Source organism: Nostoc sp., assembly GCF_036917555.1.
Lineage (GTDB): Bacteria > Cyanobacteriota > Cyanobacteriia > Cyanobacteriales > Nostocaceae > Nostoc.
Genome location: NZ_JBALDD010000077.1, coordinates 139,044 through 160,445, shown reverse-complemented (window position 1 = coordinate 160,445; position 21,402 = coordinate 139,044). Strand labels below are relative to the sequence as shown.

Genomic DNA, 21,402 nt, shown 5'->3' with positions numbered 1-21,402 from the left:
TCATACTCCATCAGCAATAATCAAATCTATCATTTCATTCTTATTCTTCCGATAAACCCGAAAATCACTATCTACCGTCAACACACAACTCCCCCGAATCAACTCACTCATTCTTACCAAACACGCATCAGCTAAAGACATTGGCACATTCTGATACCGCTTCAGCAACTCTCTAACCGTTCCTATTTCATCACTGAGACGAAAAGAGATTTGAATTATGCCAGTATCTAATAAAGACATAACCGCATCCTGTCCACCATAAAAATCTCGCAATATAAAACACGTCTCAAGAATTATTGCTTCACAAGTTAAGAAGGGCGGTTGAATATTTTTCCATTCATTAACTGCCCAGTCATGCGAATTTTCTCGATTATTGATAAATGCAACTAAGGGGCCTGTATCTAGAAGTACCTTTTTCCTCATTTCCAACCGTAGCCTTCTAAATACTTCTTGTTGGTAGCTAAATCGCCAGGGCCTCCATCAACGCAGCCAGCAAACTCTTTGGCAGCTTCATAGGCGGAAATAGGTTCTTTCTCTTCTTTATGCTGTACATCCTGCTTTTGCATCTCCTTAAACTGCAAAAACTCAATAAAATTTAATACCTCCTGTTGCTTCTCAGGAGATAACTTTTTCAATTCATCAATTATCATTTGTTGCTTATCAATTGCTTGAGTCATTGCTGTATCTTGGATGAAAATAATAAGATATTTGTTGTAGCTGATTGAAACTTTAGCAATTTAAACTTTACTACTCATTGCAGACAAATTTAAATACTCAAAGATCAGCTAGGGTAAAATGTGTAGGTAGGTTTGAGGAACGTAGCAAGATCCTGAAGGGTAACATAACATTTTGCTGGGTTTGTTGGGTAACGCATTGCCTCAACCCAACCTACGAATATTCTAACCCCCAACCCCTTCCCTACTAGCGTTGGAGAGTAAGCCTTAAAGCCTCTCTCCTTGTAGGCTAAGATGTACACACAAGTATGACCAGTATAGGTTTCAACTCTTCTAATAGATTTGTAGGGTGCGTTATGGACACGCCGAAATAACAAATGCGTACCCCGAAATAACAAATGAGTACCCCGAAATAACAAATGGGTACCCCGAAATAACAAATGCGTACCCCGAAATAACAAATGGGTACCCCGAAATAACAAATGCGTACCCCGAAATAACAAATGAGTACCCCGAAATAACAAATGAGTACCCCGAAATAACAAATGAGTACCCCGAAATAACAAATGAGTACCCCGAAATAACAAATGAGTACCCCAAAATAACAAATGAGTACCCCGAAATAACAAATGAGTACCCCGAAATAACAAATGCGTAGGCGTAGCCAGCACAACTCTTGGAGACGCTCTTGCTAGCTTGCTTCCCCGTAGGGGTACGACAAAGCTACTTCGACTGCGCTCAGTACAAGTCAGTGACCACCGTAGGCATCGCCTTATATGAAAAACACTATAGAACCCATTTGATATCTCTAAGAAGCTGCGAGTCTCTTAAGCATGAGCCTAACAAAACAAAGATTGAGCTTGGTCGTGGCATTCGATAGTGTTCGCTCAAAGTTCTTGACCAGGATCTTACAGCGCCCCATCCAAGCATTCGACCGCTCAATTACCCACCTGGCTACTGCTGGGACAAATCCTGACTTGCCTTGCGCTGCCTTTTCTTGGGTGGAAGGCTTGGTCGAGCGCTCAAACTTAATCTGACGCATGATCTGCGGGTATACCTTTTCTAGTTCCTGTGTCAGATGTTCTGGATGATAACCCTGGTCGAGTAGGATGGTAATTTTAGGAATGTTCATTGGTTTTGACCGGAAATAGCTGATGTTTTCCCTCAACATCTCCAGCAAGCCAGCATCATCGGAAACATTGGCTTTCGTGCAGTGTGTAAAGAAGGGTAATACCAATAATCATGGTGCTTTGATTGGGGATTAGATCCCTTAGCGTACGATTTTTTACCGAAGAAAGGCTCCAGCGCTGGAGGCAGAAGGCAGAAGGCAGAAGGGAATACTGCTTCTGCGCTAAAGCCCGTGACCAAACCGAACTTGGGTTTAAAGCCCCGCCGTCTACACGGCGCCGACTTTTTCGTTGGGGTCTGAATCCCCATTCAATTGTTCCTTCTGCCCTCTGCCCTCAGCATAGCTGCCTTCTTCAAAAATTCTCGCGTGACCCCTAGTTGTACTCTCCAGGAAGATCAGTTTTTCTAACAGTAATGCTGCCAACTTTCTTACCTGACATTCTCAATAATTCATCACCTGAAAATTCAAAACCAAGCTTTAGTGCTATTCGCGCAATATCATCTGCGGTTGGTGCTGCGAGCACCTCGTTTTTAAGTTCAGGTTCAGACTGCATTTTCTTTAAAAATGCTTCGATTTGCTCAAAAGCCATATTTAAAATTTGATCCTCGCTAGCTACTCGTAATATAAAGAAAAACAGCAGTATATTCTTTAAGACTAGCAGCACAAGGGTATCAAGATTCGGGGGAAAGATGATTATCGCGACGCGCTGCTCTTCATTTATCAGAATCTTGCTTATAGAACCCATTTGGGATCTTGGGAGAGAGGGTAAGATGAGAAATAAATGCCATACTCTAGCAGTTTAAGCGACAAAGAGTGGGAAATCATTGAACCACTGTTGCCCCATAAGAAGCAAACTAGACATCCATTGTGGACAAAGCGACAAATTTTAGATGGTATCTTTTATCAACTTAAGAATGGGTGTAACTGGTGCGATTTACCCTACATATTTACCGCCCTACTCAACAGTGTTTTGGCATCTCCTTGCTGTGGCGAGAGACGGGGGTGCTAGAGCGGATGATGACGACGTTGCTTAGGGATTGTGCGCGAACGCGCAAAAAAAAACTAAAGTGGACAACCCTGCTGATCATCGACTTCGGTTGCAGTCAAGAATACCTGCAATGCAGGTGTAGAGTCCAAAGGGTTCTGATCATAAAAATGTACCAATGGCATCAAACGACACTTGGCAGTAGATACTCTTGGTCTACCATTCTTCACTCACTGCACCAAAGCCAGTATGAGTGATGACGGTGGCTTGATTGAACTATTGACCCCAAATTTGGAGTACTTTCGTGCCAAGCCTGTAAACATACCAAAAATTACGATTCTGCACAGGCGACGGCTACCACCCAGACAAAATCACAACTGCTCTGCAAATACTCTACCCTCGGATAATGACCAAGATCCGATTCCAACTGGCACCCAAACCCACAAAAGCAGAAATTGCAACCCAAGGCATTGCAGGCTTTGTTCCGATCGCCTACAGCGGGCGGGTACGCCATCGCAACTCGTTGGGGGAAGAGAACGCTCGAATGCTTGGATGGAACGATGTAAGAGTTTGGTTAAAAACTTTGAGCGAACTCTGGCTCATGCGACTGCCAAGCTCAATCTCTGTTTTATCCGGCTCATGCTCAAGCGTTTAGCTTAGGCATAGATATCAAATGGGTTCTATAAATTCAACTTTGCTAACACCTCAGCTAAATCTTTATCCGCCCATTCCCTGTCTTGTCTTGCTGCTGCCAAATCTGTCAAAATATCTGTAATATCACGATGCACAACTTTATCGCTAACATCCACAAACTGCGACGGACTAAGATTATAATCCGCTTCCCTCAATTCTTCTAACTTAACAACTTTACTCAGCTTCTCCCGCGTTTCCCAATTGCGATAAACCTCACAAACCGCCTTAATCCCTTCCTTTGTCAAAATATTCTTCGGATCGCCCTTGACAAAATAATCAGCAGCATTAATCAGCAAAAACTCACCCTTACGATTCAGAGGTTTCAGGCGATTTAACAAAATTACCACCCCTGGCGCAGTCGTGTTATAAAACAAATTTTCAGGTAGTAAAATCACCCCTTCAACTCTGTCTTTTTCCACAAATTCCTTGCGGATGTCTCTTTCTTGATTTTTGTTCTGACTCCCGGAACCGCGAGACACTGCACCTGTATCCAAAACAACCGCCGCCCGTCCGTTATCTTTCAGCGATGCCCAAATATGCTGCACCCATCCCCAATCTGCTGAAGATTTGGAGGCAATTCCGTCCTTAAACCGTTCAAAAGAATCTTCTTCATAAGCATCTGCACTGTAGTTGTCCTGATTCCACATCGGATTAGCAACCACATAATCAAAGCGCATCACCTTCTTGTCAACCGTAAATTTAGGTTGCCTGAATGTATCGCCAATCTCAATTTGAGTATCAGTAAAATCCTGCAAAAACATATTCATTTTTGCGATCGCGAAAGTTGTCCAGTTCAACTCTTGCCCAAATAATCGAGGTGCTTTACTCTCCTCCCCTGGATGTTTGCGGTTGAACACCAGACGCGGTTTAGTCAATAACCTACCCGATCCACAAGTGGGATCATAAATCTTCGTGTAAGGTTCAGGGTCAATAATTTCCGCAATCAACCAACCCACCTCTGATGGTGTGAGAAACTCCCCCGCACTTTGCCCCTGTCCTTCGGCAAACTTCCGCAGCAAATACTCATAGGCTTCCCCCAAAACATCCGCATTGGTATTCTTTAACCCCAACCGATGCCGACTGATAACTTCAATCAAGTCTTTTAAACGGTCATCATCCAAAACGCGCTGATTGCTTTGCTTCTCGTTATAATCTTTGAGCGTCAGCGTTCCTGATAACCCAGGATTGCGCTTTGCCACTTCCCGCATCGCCGTTGTGACAAACTCTCCTAAGCCATCTTTAGGATGAAAGCGAATCGCCTCCCAACGGTATTCATGCGGGACATAGTAACGCACAATCGGCTGACGATTATTTTTAATTGCATCTTGATGATCCGCTTCAATGAAAGCACGGGCTAAGTCTCCACCCCCAAACTTCTCGGCGCACTTTTCATACTCATCATCAAACACATCAGATAGCCGTTTGTAGAAAATTAGCGGCAGAATAAAATCTTTGAATTTTGGTGCATCCGTGGCACCGCGTATCTTACAAGCAGCATCCCACAGCCATTGTTCCATTGCCGGAATATCCAAGCGATCGCCAGCTTGGTTGGCTAACTGTAAAAGTGGTAAATCTCCAGAACCGTTTTTCTCTGTTGGCTTTTTGCTGTTTTTCCTTGTTCCACGCGGCACCATACTTAACTCCTGCGTTAGCGAAGCAGACCTGTAGGTATCGCTTCTATCTTATGAAAGAGAATCCCTATTTTTGCAGTTTCTCGGCTAATTGTTGATAAATGATATCTAACCACACAGAAATCACAGGTTGACCTTGTTTTAGAGATGCTCTCTTCTCTACGAGAGGCTCCGCCAACGAGTCCGCTCTCTTCGCCACGGAGAGCGAGTATTTTCGAGTCGCGTCTGGGGATTTAACCCCAACACAAAACTTGCGTGATTTTTTAACCGGGGGACTTCAACCCACGGAACTAGTTAAATCGACAGCGACTGCAAAAGCATTCCTTATTCCACCAACGCCAAATAGATCAAACGCTTGCTGCACTAAATCAGTTTGGAGAATCAGAGTTAGGTCAGTATTGCCCTTTGGCAACTGACAACATAAGATTTTGTTGATGGGTGACGAGGGATTTGAACCCGCAACCAATAGATTAAGAGTCTACTGCTCTACCGTTGAGCTAGTCACCCACACGAATAACAATTGTAGCACAACTTTTGACAATTTAGCTAGTGCCGCATCCAAAAAACTAATTAAAAGGGGAATTTGACGGTGAAAGTGGTTTGACCTGCTGCACTCTCTACATAAATCGAGCCGCCTAAATGTCTGACCATTTTCTGCACTAATGCCAATTCCAGCCCTGTGCCGCTATGTTTCCAAGGATCGTGTTTGGAAAGGTGATAGAAAGGTTCAAAAATCCGTGAGAGTTCATTGCTGGTAAGCTCTATTCCCGAATTGGTAATATTAAGCTCGACTGTATCCCCTATCAACTGAGCAGAGACTACGATCGCTTCCCCGGCTGGGGTGTATTTGCAGGCATGGTTGAGCAGTTCGGTGACAATCCGCTCCAAATCAGTGATATCTGTCTCCAAAGGCGGCAGCGCACGATCGACAGTCAGGTTTAACTGCTGTCGCTGGCAGTTGGTGAGGTCTCGGAAAGACTCAATAATGGGGTGAAGCCAGCTTTGAAAGTCAATGGCAATCAAGGTTGGAGGATCGGGTTCGGCTTCGAGATATGTGAGTGTGAGTAGGTCATTAATTAACTTGCTTTCTCGCCCACACTCGTTATGCAAAATCTGCAAGAGTTGCGGTACTATTTCTATTTCTGATATTTCTGCTGGTGTGAGCACACTTTCGAGAGTTTGGACTGCAAGGCTAATGCTTGTTATTGGTGTCCGCAGTTCTTGGGATAGAGTTCTGAGAAATTGGTTTTTGAGCTGATTGCATTTTTCTAATTCTTTGACCTGTGCCTGGTTTTGTTTATAAAGCTGGGCTTGACGAATGGCGATCGCACATTCATTTGCTACCTGCTGCATTAGCTCAATTTCAAATTCGTCAAAAGCCTCTTGTGATGGTCTTGTCAACCAAATATTTCCCAAAATTCCTTGAGTATCAAAAATTGGACAAGCCATCTGGGACATAACTAGCAACTTTGGTTCCCATCCCGGTACAATTTCCAAAAATTGCAATGGTTGTTTTTGCAATAGCGGCTGATAAACTTCAAGATGGTCTGCAATCTGTTTGGTTAATCCTTGAAACTGAGGCAAATTAATGCTGTATTCGTAAGTAATAGTAACTAGAGTTTGACAGGTACTGTAGAGTTCAATTTGACAACGCTCAAGGTTTAGTAACTTTGCTAATTCCTGGGTAAGTGTCTGCAACACCTGAGTTTGATCCAGACTATCGCGGATTTGTTCTGTCATACGTCGCACCAAGGCTTCAAAGTTTCGCACCTGCTGCAACTGACTGATGTGCTTCTGCTTCTGTAACTCCATCTTGGCTTTGAGATCCTGGAGTTGCTGATCAAGTTCTGCCTGTTGGACTGCAATGCCAATTTGAGTTGCCAACTGCTTGAGTAAGTCAGTTTCCGTTTGCTGCCATTGACGCGATTGGTGGCAATGCTGGGCAATCAATAGCCCCCACATATCTTGCTCTTGGAAAATCGGCATGACGAGATTGGCTCTGATCTGCAAAGATATCAGGAAATCTATATGGCAAGGATGCAAGTTCGCTGCATAAATATCTTCGACAACTTGAATGCAACCTTGTCCGTAGTGTTCTCGATGTTTGCCACCCAAGCAGGGATCGGTGATGTTTTTGCCCAACAGTGGATCAGCAGCTACAGTTGATTCGGCAATGATTACTCCACTACCATCAGCCTCGAAACGATAAATTAACACGCGATCGCAATTCAAAAACTGCCGCAGTTCAATTGTTGTCTGATGCAGAATTGTCTCTAATTCTACAGATTGGTGAATCCGTCCAGCGATCGCTTCTAGCAGTTGCTCTCGTTCAACCTGGAGTCCAACTGCTTGTTCTGCTTGCTTGGCAGGGGTAATATTAGTACTAGTACCAATCAATCGATAAACCTTGGAGTTAGCATCCTTTAGTGGGGTGAGAGTCGTACTCCACCAAGTGGGAACTCTCTGGAATTGCAAACATTGTTCGTAAGAAATAGTTGTGCCGAATCGCACGCAGTCAGCATAATGTTGACGCACCTTTGCAGCATCGATAGCAGAGAGAATATCCTCTGGTTTTTTGCCCCGGAGATCGTCTGAGCGAATCCCTATCCACCTCTCATGAGTGGGATTTAGTGCCACATATCGAAAATCTCCATCCTCCAAAACATCAACTACAAATATTGATGCCTGTACAGAATCGTACATGCTTAGTAGAAACTGCTCGCTACTACTTTTTTCATCTACTTCTGTGCCGAAAAGAATTTGAGGTGGTGATAATTTTGTCAACTCCATAGTTGATTCCACTGGATTTATATTCATGCGAGAGTCCCACTCTTGTATTACTGACTCTTCTAGGCGCTCTCTTGTCGTTAAGCTTGTAGTAGATGCACTTTAGCGCCTATAGCAAAGTATTGTCAGCTGTTGCTCATCGGAATTTTGATCTTTCTCTACTTCTTGTCAGAAATCTAGGAAAGCTAATAGGAGTCAGCTTAACAAAATCCTGCTTTTTGAAGGTGAAAATACATTTGCAGGTGAGGGCAAATTTACTGCAATTTATTTTTAACATTTTTTTAAGATTGTTGCATATATCTAGGTGCAAACCTAAGTATATGTCAATTAAGTTTATTATTCTTAATAAAGACACGAGCGATCGCGTCTGTGGCAACTTACAATCGCAATTTGTGAGCATTCATTCCTGTAAGGACACCAACTAGCAGCCAAGTGATGCCTAATCCGATGACTTCACCTAAAAATAACTGGCTTAAGTAGCGACAGATTGTCCCCACAGCAGAACCTACGGGGACAGCAACAGCCCAACTTGCCGCACAGACAAATATCCAACGCCAAGCTACAGGCTGGGGAATTGCTAACGATTGTGCCAATCCAATCCCCAAGCCGCCAAGGGCACCATAAACCGTCCCTGACAAAATTCTCAGGGGAAGAATCTGAGTGCTAGGTACAATCCAACCCACTGCACCAATACCAATCGCGGTAATGATACTCCAACCCAAAAGACTTGACAAAATCCACCTGATACAAAAAATAGGTTCTTTGAGAAGACAACCTTGAGGAAGTGCGATTGCAATTCCGCCGATAGCAGCCTCTACCACCCCAACATCTGGCTTTTCGCCGACTTCAATAAAGAGTAAACTCAATAAAAATCCGCCAAAAGTAGCTAAAGTCCACAGCAACGTAAAGCCAAATCTAGTATTTTCAGGCGCGAATGGCATCAAAGTTTCTTTGTTTTTAATAGTCTGACAGTTTTAGCATTAAACATCTCAAAAAAACCTTTGCGTCGCTGTTGGGGTGATTCAGGTACAATGTAACCCCACAGACTCTCCCAGTAGAAAAAGGAGATACCATCAAAATTGCGATCGCGCACTACCTGAACCTGTTCTCTAACTTGTGCCATTTTCACCGGATTACCTACTGTTCCTGTTGATATACCAATACTTACAGGAATTAGACTTTGAGCCAATTTTGTAGATGGAAGTTCTAGTTGAGCGATAAAAGACTTTTTGTCATTTCGATACACCTGCAAAATTAACTCATTAACTAAACCTTTTTTGACCCAATTTTCCCAATCTTGCAAATAGTATTTGTAGGCAAAAGCTTGATAGTTGGGAGACAGAGATATTTTGAGTTTGGGCTTAACTGCCTTCACAGCTTGGTAAATTTCTGCCATAAAATCAGTAATTTTGTCTGCCCGCCACCGCATCCATTCTGAGTTAAAAGGGTCGGTTGGGGGACTTTTACCTTGATGTTCTTGCTGGTAGAGTTCTATAGTGAAGCGATCGTAGCCGAACTGTACAGGCATCCCAAAATGGTCATCAAGTTGAATACCATCCACATCGTAATCTCTGACTACTTCTAAAATTAACCCTTGGATAAACTCTTGCACTTGCGGATGTAAAGGATTTAACCAGGCCAGCTTCGTTACTAAAATATTGTCGATTTCTTCTGGTGGGGCATCTTGGGTAGATTTTATACCTTCTTGCCCAATTGTCAACCAATCGGGATAACGCCTTGCTAATTGTGAGTAATGCGGCGTCATAAACCCGTATTCAAACCAGGGAACGACTCTCAAACCTTTATTTTTAGCAAGTGTCACTATCTTTGCTAAAACATCTTGTCCACCGTGCATGAAGTTGAGCAAAGGTTGAGTTTCAGAACCTGTAGTAATTTTAGCTACAGTACTCTTATAAAAAGTATGTCCTCGATTCCAAACTACAGGATAAATTGTATTAAAGTTGAGAGTCGATAATTGATTTATAGCACGGTTAATACCCCAAGGTACAAATAGTACACCACTAGCAACATTAGTAAGCCAAACACCGCGAATTTCTGTAGTTAAAGGACTTGTTTTTTGGGAATAAACTGGCAGTGAAGAAGGTAAAAAAACTGTTAAAGCGACTACTAATCCCAAACACAGTAAGTAAGAAACATAACGGCGAACAACCCGATTCATTTGTAAGCTTAACCTAGTGCGATCGGAATATATATAACTACAAAATAAAGTTGTAATCCTCCGGATGATGTAAAGAAATGATGATTCAGAAGTCAGAATTCAGAAGTCAGAAGTCAGAATAGTTGAAATAATACGGAGTCAGTTTTGGTAATGAATATACTTAACGATCCCAAAACCTAATAAATTATGACTTCAAACTCTAACTCTTACTCCTAACTTCTAATTCTTAACTCCTGACTCCTAAATTCTTTCTTCTTAAAATCTTTCCACACCTTCAAATTGCTTGAGTGCCGATGCATTTGCTGCTTCACCACAAGTTCGTGGTGTGGGGAATATCTTTTCAGGATTTGCTAAACCTTTAGGATTAAAAACTTGCCGCACCCATTGCATAGTTTCTAAATCAACTTGGCTAAACATCTGTGGCATATAGCACTTTTTTTCTTCCCCAATGCCATGTTCACCAGAAATACTACCACCGACCTGGACACAAAGTTTAAGAATTTTTCCACCCATTTCTTCTACTTGCTCTAATGCTCCAGATACAGAATTATCATAAAGAATTAGCGGATGAAGATTGCCATCGCCAGCGTGAAACACATTAGCAACCCGATAACCGTATTGTTTACTTAATGTTTCAATCTCGTGCAAAACATAAGGCAACTGAGTCCGGGGAATTACACCATCTTGTACATAATAATCTGGACTTAAATGCCCAGCCGCAGCAAAAGCCGCTTTACGTCCTTTCCATAATTTCAATCGGGTTTCTGGGTCAGTAGCAGAAGTGACATTCCGTGCACCATTCTTTTTACAAATTTCGGTAACTCGCTGCTTATTGCCTACAACTTCCACTTCTAAACCGTCAATTTCTATTAGCAAAATAGCAGTAGCATCGCGGGGATAACAATTCGTTGCGACAACATCTTCAACTGCATTGATGCTAAAGTTGTCCATCATTTCCATACCACCAGGAATAATTCCAGCGCTGATGATGTCAGAAACAGTTGCCCCGGCAGCTTCAATGCTAGTAAAATCTGCCAATAGCACACAAATTGACTCTGCACTTTTGAGAATTCGCAACGTAATTTCTGTAGCAATTCCTAAAGTGCCTTCAGAACCAACAAAAACCCCTGTTAAATCATAGCCAGGCATTTCTGGAATTTGTCCGCCTAAATCAACAATTTCCCCCTCTGGCGTGACAATTTTTAATCCCAAAACGTGGTTAGTGGTAACACCATATTTGAGACAATGTACGCCACCAGAATTTTCAGCAATATTGCCCCCAATAGAGCAGATAATTTGACTAGAAGGGTCAGGAGCGTAGTAAAATCCAGCACCACTTACAGCTTGTGTTACCCAACTGTTAATCACCCCTGGTTGTACAACTGTCCTTTGATTTTCTAAATCAATGCTGAGGATTTGCCGCATTAACGAAGTGACAATCAAAACAGAATTTTCTAATGGTAAAGCGCCGCCTGATAGACCAGTCCCAGAACCGCGTGCTATGAAGGGAATAGAGTATCGATTGCATATTTTCACAACTTCCGCAACTTGTTCTGTAGTTCTGGGTAACACTACTATAGCCGGACGTTGGCGATAGCCAGTTAAACCATCGCATTCATAGGTAATGAGTTCTTCGCGGCGTTGCACCACACCATTTTTACCAAGGACAGCCTCGAATGCTTTGAGAATAGGTTTCCAGTTGCGTTGTTTTTTCTCTTGGGTAAGCATAGTTTTTTAAAGTTCAAGGTAGATGTTGCAGGCTGGTTAGTATAGCTGTAATTACTATTGTTGCAAGAATAGCAGCTAAGAGTGAGAAAAGGCGATGTCTGACGACAAGCCGCTTTGCGTCTATGCGTTTGATGTAGAGTAAGTGCGATTGCACTCATCTTGACTAATAATTTGGATCGGTGTATCGAAGGCGATCGCATCACTTGTATTTATTAATGGAGGATATGCATTTAAGCGATATCAATAAATGATAATCATATCAATTGCAAATTAGTGCTTAAAGCTTGACAAACTATTAATCAATAAACATGCCTATTTTGTCGATAATCCGCTCTTGCCCACCAATTTCGACCTTTGCTTGCCCATCCCTCAAAGAATAAGCCATGTTAAACATAGGCTTAATTACCCAAGAACCCCTTTTGTCAATATAGCCCCACTTGCCACCACTTCCATCACCAAATAAGCTCTTCCTTGCACCAATATTAACTGCTGCCCATCCTTCGGAAAAGTCGTGAGCTATGTCAAACTGCACTTGAATAACTAACTTCCCTGCCTGATCAACATAACCATACTTATTACCAATTTTGACCAATTTTAGTGAGGCAACGGATAATTGTAAAACTAGTTGAGCTAGCTTGAGAGCTTGTATTCTTACTGGGGTAACAGATGATTGTGGATTGAATAAAGCCAGTTTTAATGCTTGCAATGCCTGCTCTGCATTTTTGTATCGCTGGCGGAAATCACGTTGTACCATTTTTGTTAAAAAAATGGCTAGTCCATCGCTAATTTGAACATAATTGTGCCACCTAAGTTCTAAAGTCTCAGACTTTGGTAGTTGTTGTGGCGTTAATCCAGTCAAAGCTTGGATTGCTGTCATTCCTAAAGCATATATATCACTGCAAAGCTGAGGATGCCCTTCCCATTGCTCACTTGGCATATAATCACGAGTACCAATGGTGATTGTGCTGCTGATTTGCCCTTGAATATTAATTTTAAATGTGCTTATTTCTTTGATTGCTCCAAAGTCTATGAGGACAAGCCTATTATCCAAATATCGGCGCATCAAATTCAATGGCTTAATATCTCGGTGAATCACATTATGTTGATGGACAAAAGCTAGCACCTCTAAAGTTTCTTGTAAGAGTTGAATTACATCAGCTTCACTCCACGGTTTTCCTGAAATAATTTCCTTACTCAGGTCATGCCCTTCAATGAATTCTTGGACAAGATAAAATTCTCTATTTTCCTCAAAAAAGTCATACAGTTCAGGAATTTGTGGATGTTCCTTACCCAATTTGAACAGAATTGCTGCTTCCTTCTTAAACCTTTGCTCTGTATCTAGGTCTGGTGTCGGGGGTCTGATCAGCCGTTTAATGACACATTTATACTTGGGGCTGACAGGTAAATCCTGTAGGTATTCAGCCAAATAGGTTTCTCCAAAACCACCCGCTCCTAATTTATTTACAATCTTGTAACGCTGTCGCAGTATATATCCAATCATGATGCAGATGCTAGAGACTGCTTTGTGTAGATTTTGGCACAATTTATTCAATAACAGCATCCTTGTTGCTAAGTACTCTCTTATCTTCAATAAACTAATCTAGAAATAACGCTCTCAAATAGTGGATAAATTCATGGTTGAGCAACTTCTAATCAATGATGATGATTACTATGTGCCAGATGCCAACCAGTTAGTCACTGAAGATGATACACCTGTGGATAATTTTGCATCTGCCAAACAACAACGTCTTTTAGTGAGTTCTCTTTACAGTTCTCTACAAAACCAGACTTTTTTAGCTGAAGCTAATGTGGGCATTTACTACACAGACCTTCAGCCCCCCATTGTACCTGATGTTTTTCTCAGCTTAGATGTGCAAGTGCCTAAAAATTGGTGGGAAAAACAAAATCGTTGTTATATGGTTTGGCGTTTTGGCAAACCTCCCGAAGTTGTCCTCGAAATTGTCTCAAATAAAGAAGGTGATGAACTGGGCAAAAAGCTGGAAATTTATGAACACATGCGAGCTAGTTACTACATCGTATATGACCCAAACCAGCAATTAGGAGAAAAAGTCCTGCGCGTTTATGAGCTTAGAGGAAGGCGCTATTTTGAAACTTCAGAAAATTGGTTAGAACAGGTTGGTTTAGGCGTAACTTTATGGGAAGGTAAATTTGAAGATAGACAAAATACTTGGTTACGCTGGTGCTACCAAGATGGTAATGTTTTATCGACTGGAGATGAACGCGCTTCCCTAGCCGAACAACGCGCCCAAATCCTAGCAGATAGATTACGGGCTATGGGTGTAGATCCTGATACTCTCTAGAAGACTCGCTGTAAAAACGCAAAGTTAAGTTTTTTACGTCTTTACATGAGCAAAAATTTATCACGAACTTGTGCAACTCATAAACTCATTTATACGCAGCCAAACCTTCTCTAATAAATCAGGATTATTTGCATCAAACCATTCAATTTGCGGATATGCTCGAAACCAAGTACGTTGGCGTTTGGCAAATTGTCGGGTATGTAAAATTGTTAATTCTTTCGCTTCATCTAAGGAAATATCCCCAGCCAAATATTGCTTAATTTCTTGATATCCCAAAGTATTCAACAAAGACAAATCAGCGCCATATTTTTGACAAAGATACTCCACTTCAGCGACCAAACCATTTGCTATCATCTGTTCAGTACGCTGTTGAATACGAGCAACTAACCTTTCAACATCGCAATCTAAACCAATTTGCAAAATCGGATAATTTGGTGGATTCTCCCCTTGTTGTTCTGAAATTGGATATCCAGTAACGTAAAATACCTCTAATGCTCGTAAAGTTCGCACTGAATCGTTGCCATGAATCTTTTGTGCCGCAACTGAATCAACTTGTTGTAAGATTGCGTAGAGTTGTGGTTGACCGAGAGATTCAAGCTGCGATCGCAATTCAACCTGTGGTGCAACTCTCGGAATTTTCATCCCTCGAACAATAGAACGGATGTATAAACCAGTGCCACCAACTAGAAACAGTGGTGTAACACCAACAGAACCGATTAAAGCTTGTGTTTGTTCCTGGTAGTCTGCTACTGTCATCGTGTCTGTTGGAGCGCAGATATCTATTAAATAGTGCTGCACCAATTTTTGTTCAGCCACAGTTGGTTTTGCTGTCCCAATATCAAATTCACAGTAAACTTGACGAGAATCAGCACTGAAAATTACAGAACCCAACCGCATTGCCAAAGTCAAAGCCAAACCCGATTTACCCGTTGCCGTCGCCCCACAAATCACAATTAATTTAGTCATTAGTCATTAGTCATTAGTCATTAGTCATTAGTTATGGGGCATTGGGCATAAGGTATAAACTTGTTCAATAATTCTCCCTTGACCCCTCATCTCCCCCTGCCCTCTGCCCCCCTGCTCCTCTGCCCCTCTTGCACGGTACTGCAACCCCAGTATAAACTTCTCTTGAAAATGCCCTAGAGACGCCAGCAAGGCTTTTGTGTTACAATCTTGGAGTGTTTTTACTTTTATTTGCCTTTCGGCGATTTCAACCCCACGCATCAGGAGAGTTTACATGACGAGCAGTTACAGTGCCGATCAGATTCAAGTTCTGGAAGGTCTGGAAGCCGTCCGCAAAAGACCAGGAATGTACATCGGTACCACTGGGCCGCGAGGACTCCACCATTTAGTTTACGAGGTGGTGGACAATTCAATCGATGAGGCTTTGGCGGGTCATTGCACTCATATAGAAGTGGATATCAATGCTGATGGTTCCGTGACTGTAACAGATGATGGTCGCGGTATTCCCGTCGATACTCACTCGCGCACCGGAAAATCGGCTTTGGAAACCGTAATGACGGTACTGCACGCTGGTGGTAAGTTTGGCGGCGGTGGCTACAAAGTTTCTGGAGGATTGCACGGGGTTGGTATTTCTGTTGTTAACGCCCTATCTGAAGTTGTAGAAGTTACGGTTTGGCGAGATAAAAAGGTTCATCTTCAGCGCTATGAACGCGGTATCCCAGTTAGCGATCTGCAAGTCAAACCTTACAAAGAAGCTAGAACTGGAACTTCTGTTACTTTTAAGCCAGATACCCAAATATTCACTATTAGCATTGAGTTTGATTACATCACTTTATCAGGTCGCCTACGGGAATTAGCGTATCTGAATGCAGGTGTCAAAATTACTTTTACTGACCACCGTTTAGAACTACTAAAAAGCGATACACCCAAGGTAGAAACCTACGAGTACAAGGGTGGTATCAAAGAGTATATTGCGTACATGAACCGTGAGAAGCAACCGCTGCATGAAGAAATTATCTATGTGCAGGGCGAACGGAACAATGTACAAGTAGAAGTTTCATTGCAATGGTGTACTGATGCTTATACGGATAATGTACTAGGTTTTGCTAACAATATTCGCACGGTAGATGGTGGTACGCACTTAGAAGGCTTGAAGGCGGTTCTGACGCGGACATTAAATGCGATCGCCCGCAAGCGCAATAAAATTAAAGAGAATGAACCTAACCTCAGTGGCGAACACGTCCGTGAAGGTTTGACAGCTGTAATTTCTGTTAAAGTCCCAGATCCAGAATTTGAAGGACAAACCAAAACCAAACTCGGTAATACCGAAGTGCGGGGAATTGTCGATTCTTTGGTGGGAGAAGTCCTTACCGAGTATTTAGAATTTCATCCTGCCATAGCAGACTCAATTTTAGATAAAGCTATCCAAGCTTTCAAAGCCGCAGAAGCAGCCCGTCATGCGCGGGAATTAGTTCGGCGCAAATCGGTACTAGAATCTTCGCCATTACCTGGTAAATTGGCGGATTGTAGTTCTCGTGACCCTAGCGAATCTGAGATATTCATCGTGGAAGGGGACTCAGCAGGTGGAAGTGCAAAACAAGGACGCGATCGCCGCACTCAAGCAATCTTGCCTCTACGTGGTAAAATTCTTAACATTGAAAAAACCGACGATGCCAAAATTTATAAAAATAACGAAGTTCAATCGTTAATTACAGCACTTGGTTTAGGTGTTAAAGGTGATGAATTCGATTCCACCCAACTGCGCTATCACCGGATAGTCATTATGACGGATGCTGACGTAGATGGAGCGCACATTCGGACTTTGCTGTTAACATTCTTCTATAGATATCAGCGATCGCTCATTGAACAAGGCTTTATTTATATTGCTTGTCCCCCATTGTTTAAAGTCGAACGGGGACGTAATCATGAATATTGCTATAGTGATCGCGAAAAAAATCAAGCGATCGCCAAATTTCCGGCTAACGCCAACTACACCATCCAACGCTTCAAAGGTTTGGGTGAAATGATGCCACAACAACTCTGGGACACCACTATGAACCCAGAAACTCGTAAAATGAAGCAAGTCGAAATCGAGGATGCCGCCGAAGCCGATCGCATCTTCACAATTTTAATGGGCGATCGCGTCGCACCCAGACGAGAATTCATTGAAACCTATGGCTCTAAACTCAACTTCACCGATCTAGATATCTAAATACCAGCAGTCCTAAATCATTCGTAAAAAACAAGATCCCTGATTTCTCAAAGAAATCGGGGATCTTTAGGTTTCAAGTATTACTTGACATTACTGCAACAGATTTTGGTAAAGATTTATATCCAAAATCTTATAAAAACTACCTCTTTTGGTTGATGACAAATTATGTATTTTACAAAGAAAATTTGGACTAATATTTTTTACTACAAACTATGTCGTTAAATGAGTAACTATATCCATAAATTCATAAACTATTGTTAATAATTCCCTATTTAATTGGATTCTACACAAAGCTATGAAAACGAGCAAAGGCATAGTAGGAAAAGCATTGTTCAATATTATTGGCATCGGTAGCTTAGTTGCTCTGTCTGCCTGCGCTCAACCTGTTGCAGAAACTCCTACAGCAACTGTCCCTCCAACAACTGTCCCGCCCGTCACGCCAACTCCTACTGCCACTATTGCCACCCAAAATCTAGCAGAATTGGCAAAGTCAGCAGCTAGTCAAGGACAGTTTAAAACTCTCATCCAAGCAGTGCAAGCTGCCGGATTAACTGAACAATTGGCTACACCAGGTCCTTATACAGTATTTGCACCTACTGACGCCGCGTTCTCTGCTTTACCCAAAGCTACTCTAGACCAACTCTTACAACCAGCAAACAAACAACAACTAGTCAAGCTTCTGTCCTACCATGTCATACCTGGGGGAATTACCTCCCAGCAATTGACATCTGGAGAAGTTAAAACAGTTGAGGGTAGTCCCGTTAAAATCACAGTTGATCGTGCCAGCAACTCAATCACAGTCAACAACGCTAAGGTGACTCAGCCAGATATCCCAGCTAGCAACGGCATCGTTCATGTAGTTGACCAGGTACTTGTGCCACCTAATTTCCCTGCAAGTCTAAACACCACTCCAACACCACGCTAGTTCTGCAAAGTTCATAGTCTTCAGTTTTCCACTTTGAAAGCCACCGTGATTTTTGAACTAGTCGCTAACAATCAATTAAAAATTTAAGTTGACTTGTTATAGAAGTGAAAAGTTAATACTACATAAAATACAAATGTTTCAATTTTCTCGCTTAAATAACCATATAATTTACTGATTGTCAATATTGTTGAAACAATCAATGCTCGATTGTTAGCAAGACTACCAACTTTATTGGAAAGTTAGTCCAGATAATACTCTTTGCTCTGACTCGCTGATTAATTGGAACCACCAGCGAGAAACACATTTGTTATGCTTTAAGAAAATAACTGAATATCATCTATCCAACAGCAATTAATAAGAATTTTGAGGATTTATCATCATAAGATGACAGAAACTTACCGAAATAAAAGTATTGAAATTTACAATTGCTTTACGCAAAAAAGCTTTGTAACCAAATCATCAGGTAATCTGCTGGGTTCTCTGTGTTCGAGGTAATAGCTGTTGGAAGTACACACCATAAATCTGAAAACTTGTTAATATCTTCATGTAGTGCCGTGGCGATCGCTATTGTATCGTATGTATCTAATGTACTTTTGCCTAAGATAAGACGATATTGGCAAGTTCGCAGGACAAATTGTTTTTGAATTGATTAAAATATCCTTGTATACAATAAAAAAAGTTTGTCAAGTTTCATAGGGCTGAAATCGCCACAGTGCGCTAACGTGTGAATAAGACCGAATTAGTAAACCTAAATTGGTCTGCGATCGGGTCGATTCTGCCACTGCCTCAACTCCTCAGTTAAGGTAGTTAGTACGCAGAAGGTCAACTGCTTTCAGGCAAGCACACTACCGTTGTTGTATTTACCCAAGGACAATAACCGTTTTAGTCTAAGGCATGCTTAATTTATGAAGGAAATGTAAAAATGGGTAGGTTAAGACGGATAGTCTGAGTTAACATAGAAGGCACTCTTTCTCAGTAATTAGTGTTGTGTAAAATACATGAAATTCGGCAGGAGCAAGCGTACTTACTTCGTAATGTAATAAGAGCGTCACTGCAATTCCGAAAAGTGGAGAAAAAATTTCAGGGTATAAATCCCGTTTTCAATGTCTTTTTGGTGAAAGTAGCTAAAAGTTGCTTAATGAATTCATGATTAATACACAAAAAGAGTGCAATTTCTGTGAAACAGGCTACAATCGGAAGAGTCTTTATACGAAAATCTGCCAACAGTCTGAACTCATTTGTATAGAGTGGCAATTTTTTTGATAAAGGCAAGTATTTTTTTTGACCAGTTAGTTGAAAGCAATATGTGATAGCAACACATATAACATTTACTAAAGTGAGCAAGTCACCTTTAGTATTTGCTTAAACTAAAGTAAAAACCCTCCTACCGGAGGTGTAAAACGTCCGAAAATATCTCTGGCAAATCTGCCAAAAAGCTTATTTTCGGTTGGCAATTGGCTCGTTTAAAAGAGCCGTAAACACATCTTGAGTAATTGATTCTGCAAGGAGCATGAGGAACGCGGCATGAACCAGGCTAACAACGTACTCGAAAGCATATATCAGCCTGACCTAGAAATAATGAATCAGCCTGAGCTCGAGTTAGAAGAACTCTTAATAGACGATGAAGAGGACTTGCTGATCATCGATGAAGGTGACGAGGAATTTTTAGAGCCTCAGTCTGATGAGGACGACGCAAAGTCTGGAAAAGCCGCTAAATCGCGTCGTCGGACACAAAGCAAGAAAAAGCACTACACCGAAGATTCAATTCGGCTTTACTTGCAAGAAATTGGTAGAATTCGTCTGTTGCGGGCAGACGAAGAAATTGAATTGGCGCGGAAAATAGCCGATTTGCTGGAATTAGAGCGAGTACGCGAAAGACTCTGTGAGCAATTAGATCGCGATCCTCGAGATAGTGAATGGGCAGAAGCAGTACAACTGCCACTACCAGCCTTTCGTTATCGCCTCCATGTTGGTCGTCGGGCGAAAGACAAGATGGTGCAATCTAACCTCCGTCTTGTAGTTTCAATTGCTAAGAAGTACATGAATCGTGGTTTGTCGTTCCAGGACTTAATTCAGGAAGGCAGTCTCGGTTTGATTCGTGCCGCTGAAAAGTTTGACCACGAAAAAGGTTATAAGTTTTCTACATACGCTACATGGTGGATTCGCCAAGCAATTACCCGCGCGATCGCAGATCAATCCCGCACAATTCGCCTTCCAGTTCACCTTTACGAAACCATTTCTCGGATTAAGAAAACTACCAAGCTGCTGTCTCAAGAAATGGGTCGCAAACCCACTGAAGAAGAAATCGCCACTCGCATGGAAATGACCATTGAGAAGTTGCGGTTCATTGCGAAATCTGCCCAATTACCAATTTCATTAGAAACGCCAATTGGTAAAGAAGAAGATTCTCGATTGGGCGATTTTATTGAATCTGATGGTGAGACACCAGAAGACCAAGTTTCCAAAAATCTTCTGCGCGAAGACCTTGAAAAAGTCCTCGACAGTCTCAGCCCACGCGAACGCGATGTTCTCAGACTGCGTTACGGCTTGGATGATGGTCGGATGAAAACCCTTGAGGAAATCGGACAGATTTTCAACGTCACCCGCGAACGGATTCGTCAAATTGAGGCGAAAGCACTTCGCAAGTTACGCCACCCAAATCGCAACAGCGTTCTCAAGGAATATATTCGGTAGTTAATTAGTCAATAGTGATTAGTCATTGGTCATTAGTGAATAAACAAATGACAACTGACTAATGACAAAAAATAAAAAACCTGGTAGTGAATTAGCACTCCAGGTTTTTTTATTTATAGGTCATCTTAAATATTACAACTTATAGGATGCCCCAAAAATGTAGGAAGCCTTGACCAGAAAAAAGCTCAACCAAAACGGCTGCTAAAAAGCCAATCATTGCCAAGCGACCGTTCCAAATTTCTGCTTGTGGGGTAAAGCCCCAACGCCAAGCGTTGCGATCTTCAATTACGGAAGTAGCGACTTTTGTTGTGGTTGCATTTGTCATTGTTAGGACTCCAAACTTAATTCTTAAGGTTTATTGCCTTGTGTAAACTAATATAACAAATATTTTCATAAAGGCAACATTTTTTATATTTTTGTTTCCAGACCTTGACATAAATATAAATAACTATTTGTACAGATTAAAACATCAACCTTCAGT

The 21,402-nt window shown here is 41.8% G+C and carries 19 protein-coding genes, 1 tRNA gene and 1 pseudogene; 7 read left to right on the top strand and 14 right to left on the bottom strand.

Going from position 1 to position 21,402, the window contains the following annotated elements; all coding sequences use genetic code 11:
* From V7K60_RS30160 to V7K60_RS30145, 5 genes are all read right to left on the bottom strand, one after another.
* Window positions 1–423 (bottom strand): type II toxin-antitoxin system VapC family toxin, encoded by a 423-nt coding sequence (locus V7K60_RS30160; protein ID WP_334931168.1) that lies wholly within the window; start codon window positions 421–423, stop codon window positions 1–3.
* On the bottom strand, window positions 420–677 hold the full coding sequence (locus V7K60_RS30155; RefSeq protein WP_334931166.1) for a DUF2281 domain-containing protein: 258 nt from the start codon (window positions 675–677) through the stop codon (window positions 420–422). Before V7K60_RS30155 ends, V7K60_RS30160 begins: the two co-directional genes overlap by 4 nt.
* Before the next feature lie 351 nt (window positions 678–1,028).
* Window positions 1,029–1,319, bottom strand: a complete 291-nt coding sequence (locus V7K60_RS35470; protein WP_442944495.1) for a hypothetical protein — start codon at window positions 1,317–1,319, stop codon at window positions 1,029–1,031.
* Between the two features lie 163 nt (window positions 1,320–1,482).
* The gene (locus V7K60_RS30150; RefSeq protein WP_334931164.1) at window positions 1,483–1,911 is read right to left on the bottom strand and encodes a transposase; all 429 of its coding nucleotides are present in this window, start codon (window positions 1,909–1,911) and stop codon (window positions 1,483–1,485) included.
* Between the two features lie 265 nt (window positions 1,912–2,176).
* Window positions 2,177–2,548, bottom strand: a complete 372-nt coding sequence (locus V7K60_RS30145) for a Nif11-like leader peptide family natural product precursor (RefSeq protein WP_334931162.1) — start codon at window positions 2,546–2,548, stop codon at window positions 2,177–2,179.
* A 36-nt stretch (window positions 2,549–2,584) separates the two neighbouring features.
* Here V7K60_RS30145 and V7K60_RS35465 point away from each other — a divergent pair.
* From V7K60_RS35465 to V7K60_RS30135, 3 genes and pseudogenes are all read left to right on the top strand, one after another.
* Window positions 2,585–2,692: pseudogene (locus V7K60_RS35465) on the top strand (IS5-like element ISCaa9 family transposase); the annotation flags it as partial.
* A gap of 1 nt (window position 2,693) precedes the next feature.
* Window positions 2,694–2,837 carry a hypothetical protein gene (locus V7K60_RS30140; protein WP_334931160.1) on the top strand — a complete coding sequence of 48 codons (144 nt, stop codon included), beginning with the start codon at window positions 2,694–2,696 and terminating at the stop codon, window positions 2,835–2,837.
* A 146-nt stretch (window positions 2,838–2,983) separates the two neighbouring features.
* The gene (locus V7K60_RS30135; protein WP_334931158.1) at window positions 2,984–3,448 is read left to right on the top strand and encodes a DDE transposase; all 465 of its coding nucleotides are present in this window, start codon (window positions 2,984–2,986) and stop codon (window positions 3,446–3,448) included.
* A 20-nt stretch (window positions 3,449–3,468) separates the two neighbouring features.
* Here V7K60_RS30135 and V7K60_RS30130 read toward each other — a convergent pair whose 3' ends face one another.
* The 7 genes from V7K60_RS30130 to V7K60_RS30100 form a co-directional block, all read right to left on the bottom strand.
* Entirely contained in the window at window positions 3,469–5,115 is a 1,647-nt protein-coding gene (locus V7K60_RS30130) for a type I restriction-modification system subunit M (RefSeq protein WP_334931156.1), read from the bottom strand.
* Window positions 5,116–5,547: 432 nt separating this feature from the next.
* Window positions 5,548–5,619, bottom strand: a tRNA-Lys gene (locus V7K60_RS30125).
* Window positions 5,620–5,682: 63 nt separating this feature from the next.
* On the bottom strand, window positions 5,683–7,929 hold the full coding sequence (locus V7K60_RS30120; RefSeq protein ID WP_334931155.1) for a PAS domain-containing sensor histidine kinase: 2,247 nt from the start codon (window positions 7,927–7,929) through the stop codon (window positions 5,683–5,685).
* Window positions 7,930–8,276: 347 nt separating this feature from the next.
* Window positions 8,277–8,840, bottom strand: a complete 564-nt coding sequence (locus V7K60_RS30115) for a hypothetical protein (RefSeq protein ID WP_334931153.1) — start codon at window positions 8,838–8,840, stop codon at window positions 8,277–8,279.
* Window positions 8,840–10,078 carry a glycoside hydrolase family 10 protein gene (locus V7K60_RS30110; protein WP_334931151.1) on the bottom strand — a complete coding sequence of 413 codons (1,239 nt, stop codon included), beginning with the start codon at window positions 10,076–10,078 and terminating at the stop codon, window positions 8,840–8,842. The genes V7K60_RS30115 and V7K60_RS30110 overlap by 1 nt, the downstream gene beginning before the upstream one ends.
* Window positions 10,079–10,333: 255 nt before the next feature.
* Complete coding sequence (glcD, locus tag V7K60_RS30105; RefSeq protein ID WP_334931149.1) at window positions 10,334–11,806, bottom strand: glycolate oxidase subunit GlcD; 1,473 nt, start codon at window positions 11,804–11,806, stop codon at window positions 10,334–10,336.
* Window positions 11,807–12,101: 295 nt separating this feature from the next.
* Complete coding sequence (locus V7K60_RS30100) at window positions 12,102–13,307, bottom strand: protein kinase domain-containing protein (protein ID WP_334931147.1); 1,206 nt, start codon at window positions 13,305–13,307, stop codon at window positions 12,102–12,104.
* Window positions 13,308–13,440: 133 nt separating this feature from the next.
* Here V7K60_RS30100 and V7K60_RS30095 point away from each other — a divergent pair, with 133 nt between their 5' ends.
* A complete protein-coding gene (locus V7K60_RS30095; protein ID WP_334931145.1) occupies window positions 13,441–14,127 on the top strand; it encodes a Uma2 family endonuclease in 687 nt (228 codons plus the stop codon).
* Between the two features lie 60 nt (window positions 14,128–14,187).
* On the opposite strand, the gene miaA is transcribed toward V7K60_RS30095, so the two are convergent.
* Complete coding sequence (miaA, locus tag V7K60_RS30090; RefSeq protein WP_334931143.1) at window positions 14,188–15,093, bottom strand: tRNA (adenosine(37)-N6)-dimethylallyltransferase MiaA; 906 nt, start codon at window positions 15,091–15,093, stop codon at window positions 14,188–14,190.
* Between the two features lie 271 nt (window positions 15,094–15,364).
* Here miaA and gyrB point away from each other — a divergent pair, with 271 nt between their 5' ends.
* From gyrB to rpoD, 3 genes are all read left to right on the top strand, one after another.
* Window positions 15,365–17,302, top strand: coding sequence for a DNA topoisomerase (ATP-hydrolyzing) subunit B (gene gyrB / locus V7K60_RS30085; RefSeq protein ID WP_334931141.1), 1,938 nt, complete (start codon window positions 15,365–15,367; stop codon window positions 17,300–17,302).
* Between the two features lie 295 nt (window positions 17,303–17,597).
* Window positions 17,598–18,227: a fasciclin domain-containing protein gene (locus tag V7K60_RS30080; RefSeq protein WP_334931139.1), complete on the top strand. Its 630-nt coding sequence runs from the start codon at window positions 17,598–17,600 to the stop codon at window positions 18,225–18,227.
* 1,524 nt (window positions 18,228–19,751) lie between these two features.
* A complete protein-coding gene (gene rpoD / locus V7K60_RS30075; protein WP_094353188.1) occupies window positions 19,752–20,921 on the top strand; it encodes an RNA polymerase sigma factor RpoD in 1,170 nt (389 codons plus the stop codon).
* Window positions 20,922–21,060: 139 nt separating this feature from the next.
* Here rpoD and V7K60_RS30070 read toward each other — a convergent pair whose 3' ends face one another.
* Window positions 21,061–21,246, bottom strand: a complete 186-nt coding sequence (locus V7K60_RS30070) for a chlorophyll a/b-binding protein (protein ID WP_334931137.1) — start codon at window positions 21,244–21,246, stop codon at window positions 21,061–21,063.
* Window positions 21,247–21,402: the final 156 nt, after the last annotated feature.

What these genes read in the sequence shown, in the direction of transcription:
- V7K60_RS30070 (WP_334931137.1), bottom strand. Translation starts at nt 21,246, where the DNA reads ATGACAAATGCAACCACAACAAAAGTCGCTACTTCCGTAATTGAAGAT.
- V7K60_RS30140 (WP_334931160.1), top strand. Translation starts at nt 2,694, where the DNA reads ATGGTATCTTTTATCAACTTAAGAATGGGTGTAACTGGTGCGATTTAC.
- V7K60_RS30160 (WP_334931168.1), bottom strand. Translation starts at nt 423, where the DNA reads ATGAGGAAAAAGGTACTTCTAGATACAGGCCCCTTAGTTGCATTTATC.
- miaA (WP_334931143.1), bottom strand. Translation starts at nt 15,093, where the DNA reads ATGACTAAATTAATTGTGATTTGTGGGGCGACGGCAACGGGTAAATCG.
- V7K60_RS30080 (WP_334931139.1), top strand. Translation starts at nt 17,598, where the DNA reads ATGAAAACGAGCAAAGGCATAGTAGGAAAAGCATTGTTCAATATTATT.
- V7K60_RS30100 (WP_334931147.1), bottom strand. Translation starts at nt 13,307, where the DNA reads ATGATTGGATATATACTGCGACAGCGTTACAAGATTGTAAATAAATTA.
- rpoD (WP_094353188.1), top strand. Translation starts at nt 19,752, where the DNA reads ATGAACCAGGCTAACAACGTACTCGAAAGCATATATCAGCCTGACCTA.
- V7K60_RS30130 (WP_334931156.1), bottom strand. Translation starts at nt 5,115, where the DNA reads ATGGTGCCGCGTGGAACAAGGAAAAACAGCAAAAAGCCAACAGAGAAA.
- V7K60_RS30145 (WP_334931162.1), bottom strand. Translation starts at nt 2,548, where the DNA reads ATGGGTTCTATAAGCAAGATTCTGATAAATGAAGAGCAGCGCGTCGCG.
- V7K60_RS30095 (WP_334931145.1), top strand. Translation starts at nt 13,441, where the DNA reads ATGGTTGAGCAACTTCTAATCAATGATGATGATTACTATGTGCCAGAT.
- V7K60_RS30155 (WP_334931166.1), bottom strand. Translation starts at nt 677, where the DNA reads ATGACTCAAGCAATTGATAAGCAACAAATGATAATTGATGAATTGAAA.
- V7K60_RS30110 (WP_334931151.1), bottom strand. Translation starts at nt 10,078, where the DNA reads ATGAATCGGGTTGTTCGCCGTTATGTTTCTTACTTACTGTGTTTGGGA.
- glcD (WP_334931149.1), bottom strand. Translation starts at nt 11,806, where the DNA reads ATGCTTACCCAAGAGAAAAAACAACGCAACTGGAAACCTATTCTCAAA.
- V7K60_RS30115 (WP_334931153.1), bottom strand. Translation starts at nt 8,840, where the DNA reads ATGCCATTCGCGCCTGAAAATACTAGATTTGGCTTTACGTTGCTGTGG.
- V7K60_RS30120 (WP_334931155.1), bottom strand. Translation starts at nt 7,929, where the DNA reads ATGAATATAAATCCAGTGGAATCAACTATGGAGTTGACAAAATTATCA.
- gyrB (WP_334931141.1), top strand. Translation starts at nt 15,365, where the DNA reads ATGACGAGCAGTTACAGTGCCGATCAGATTCAAGTTCTGGAAGGTCTG.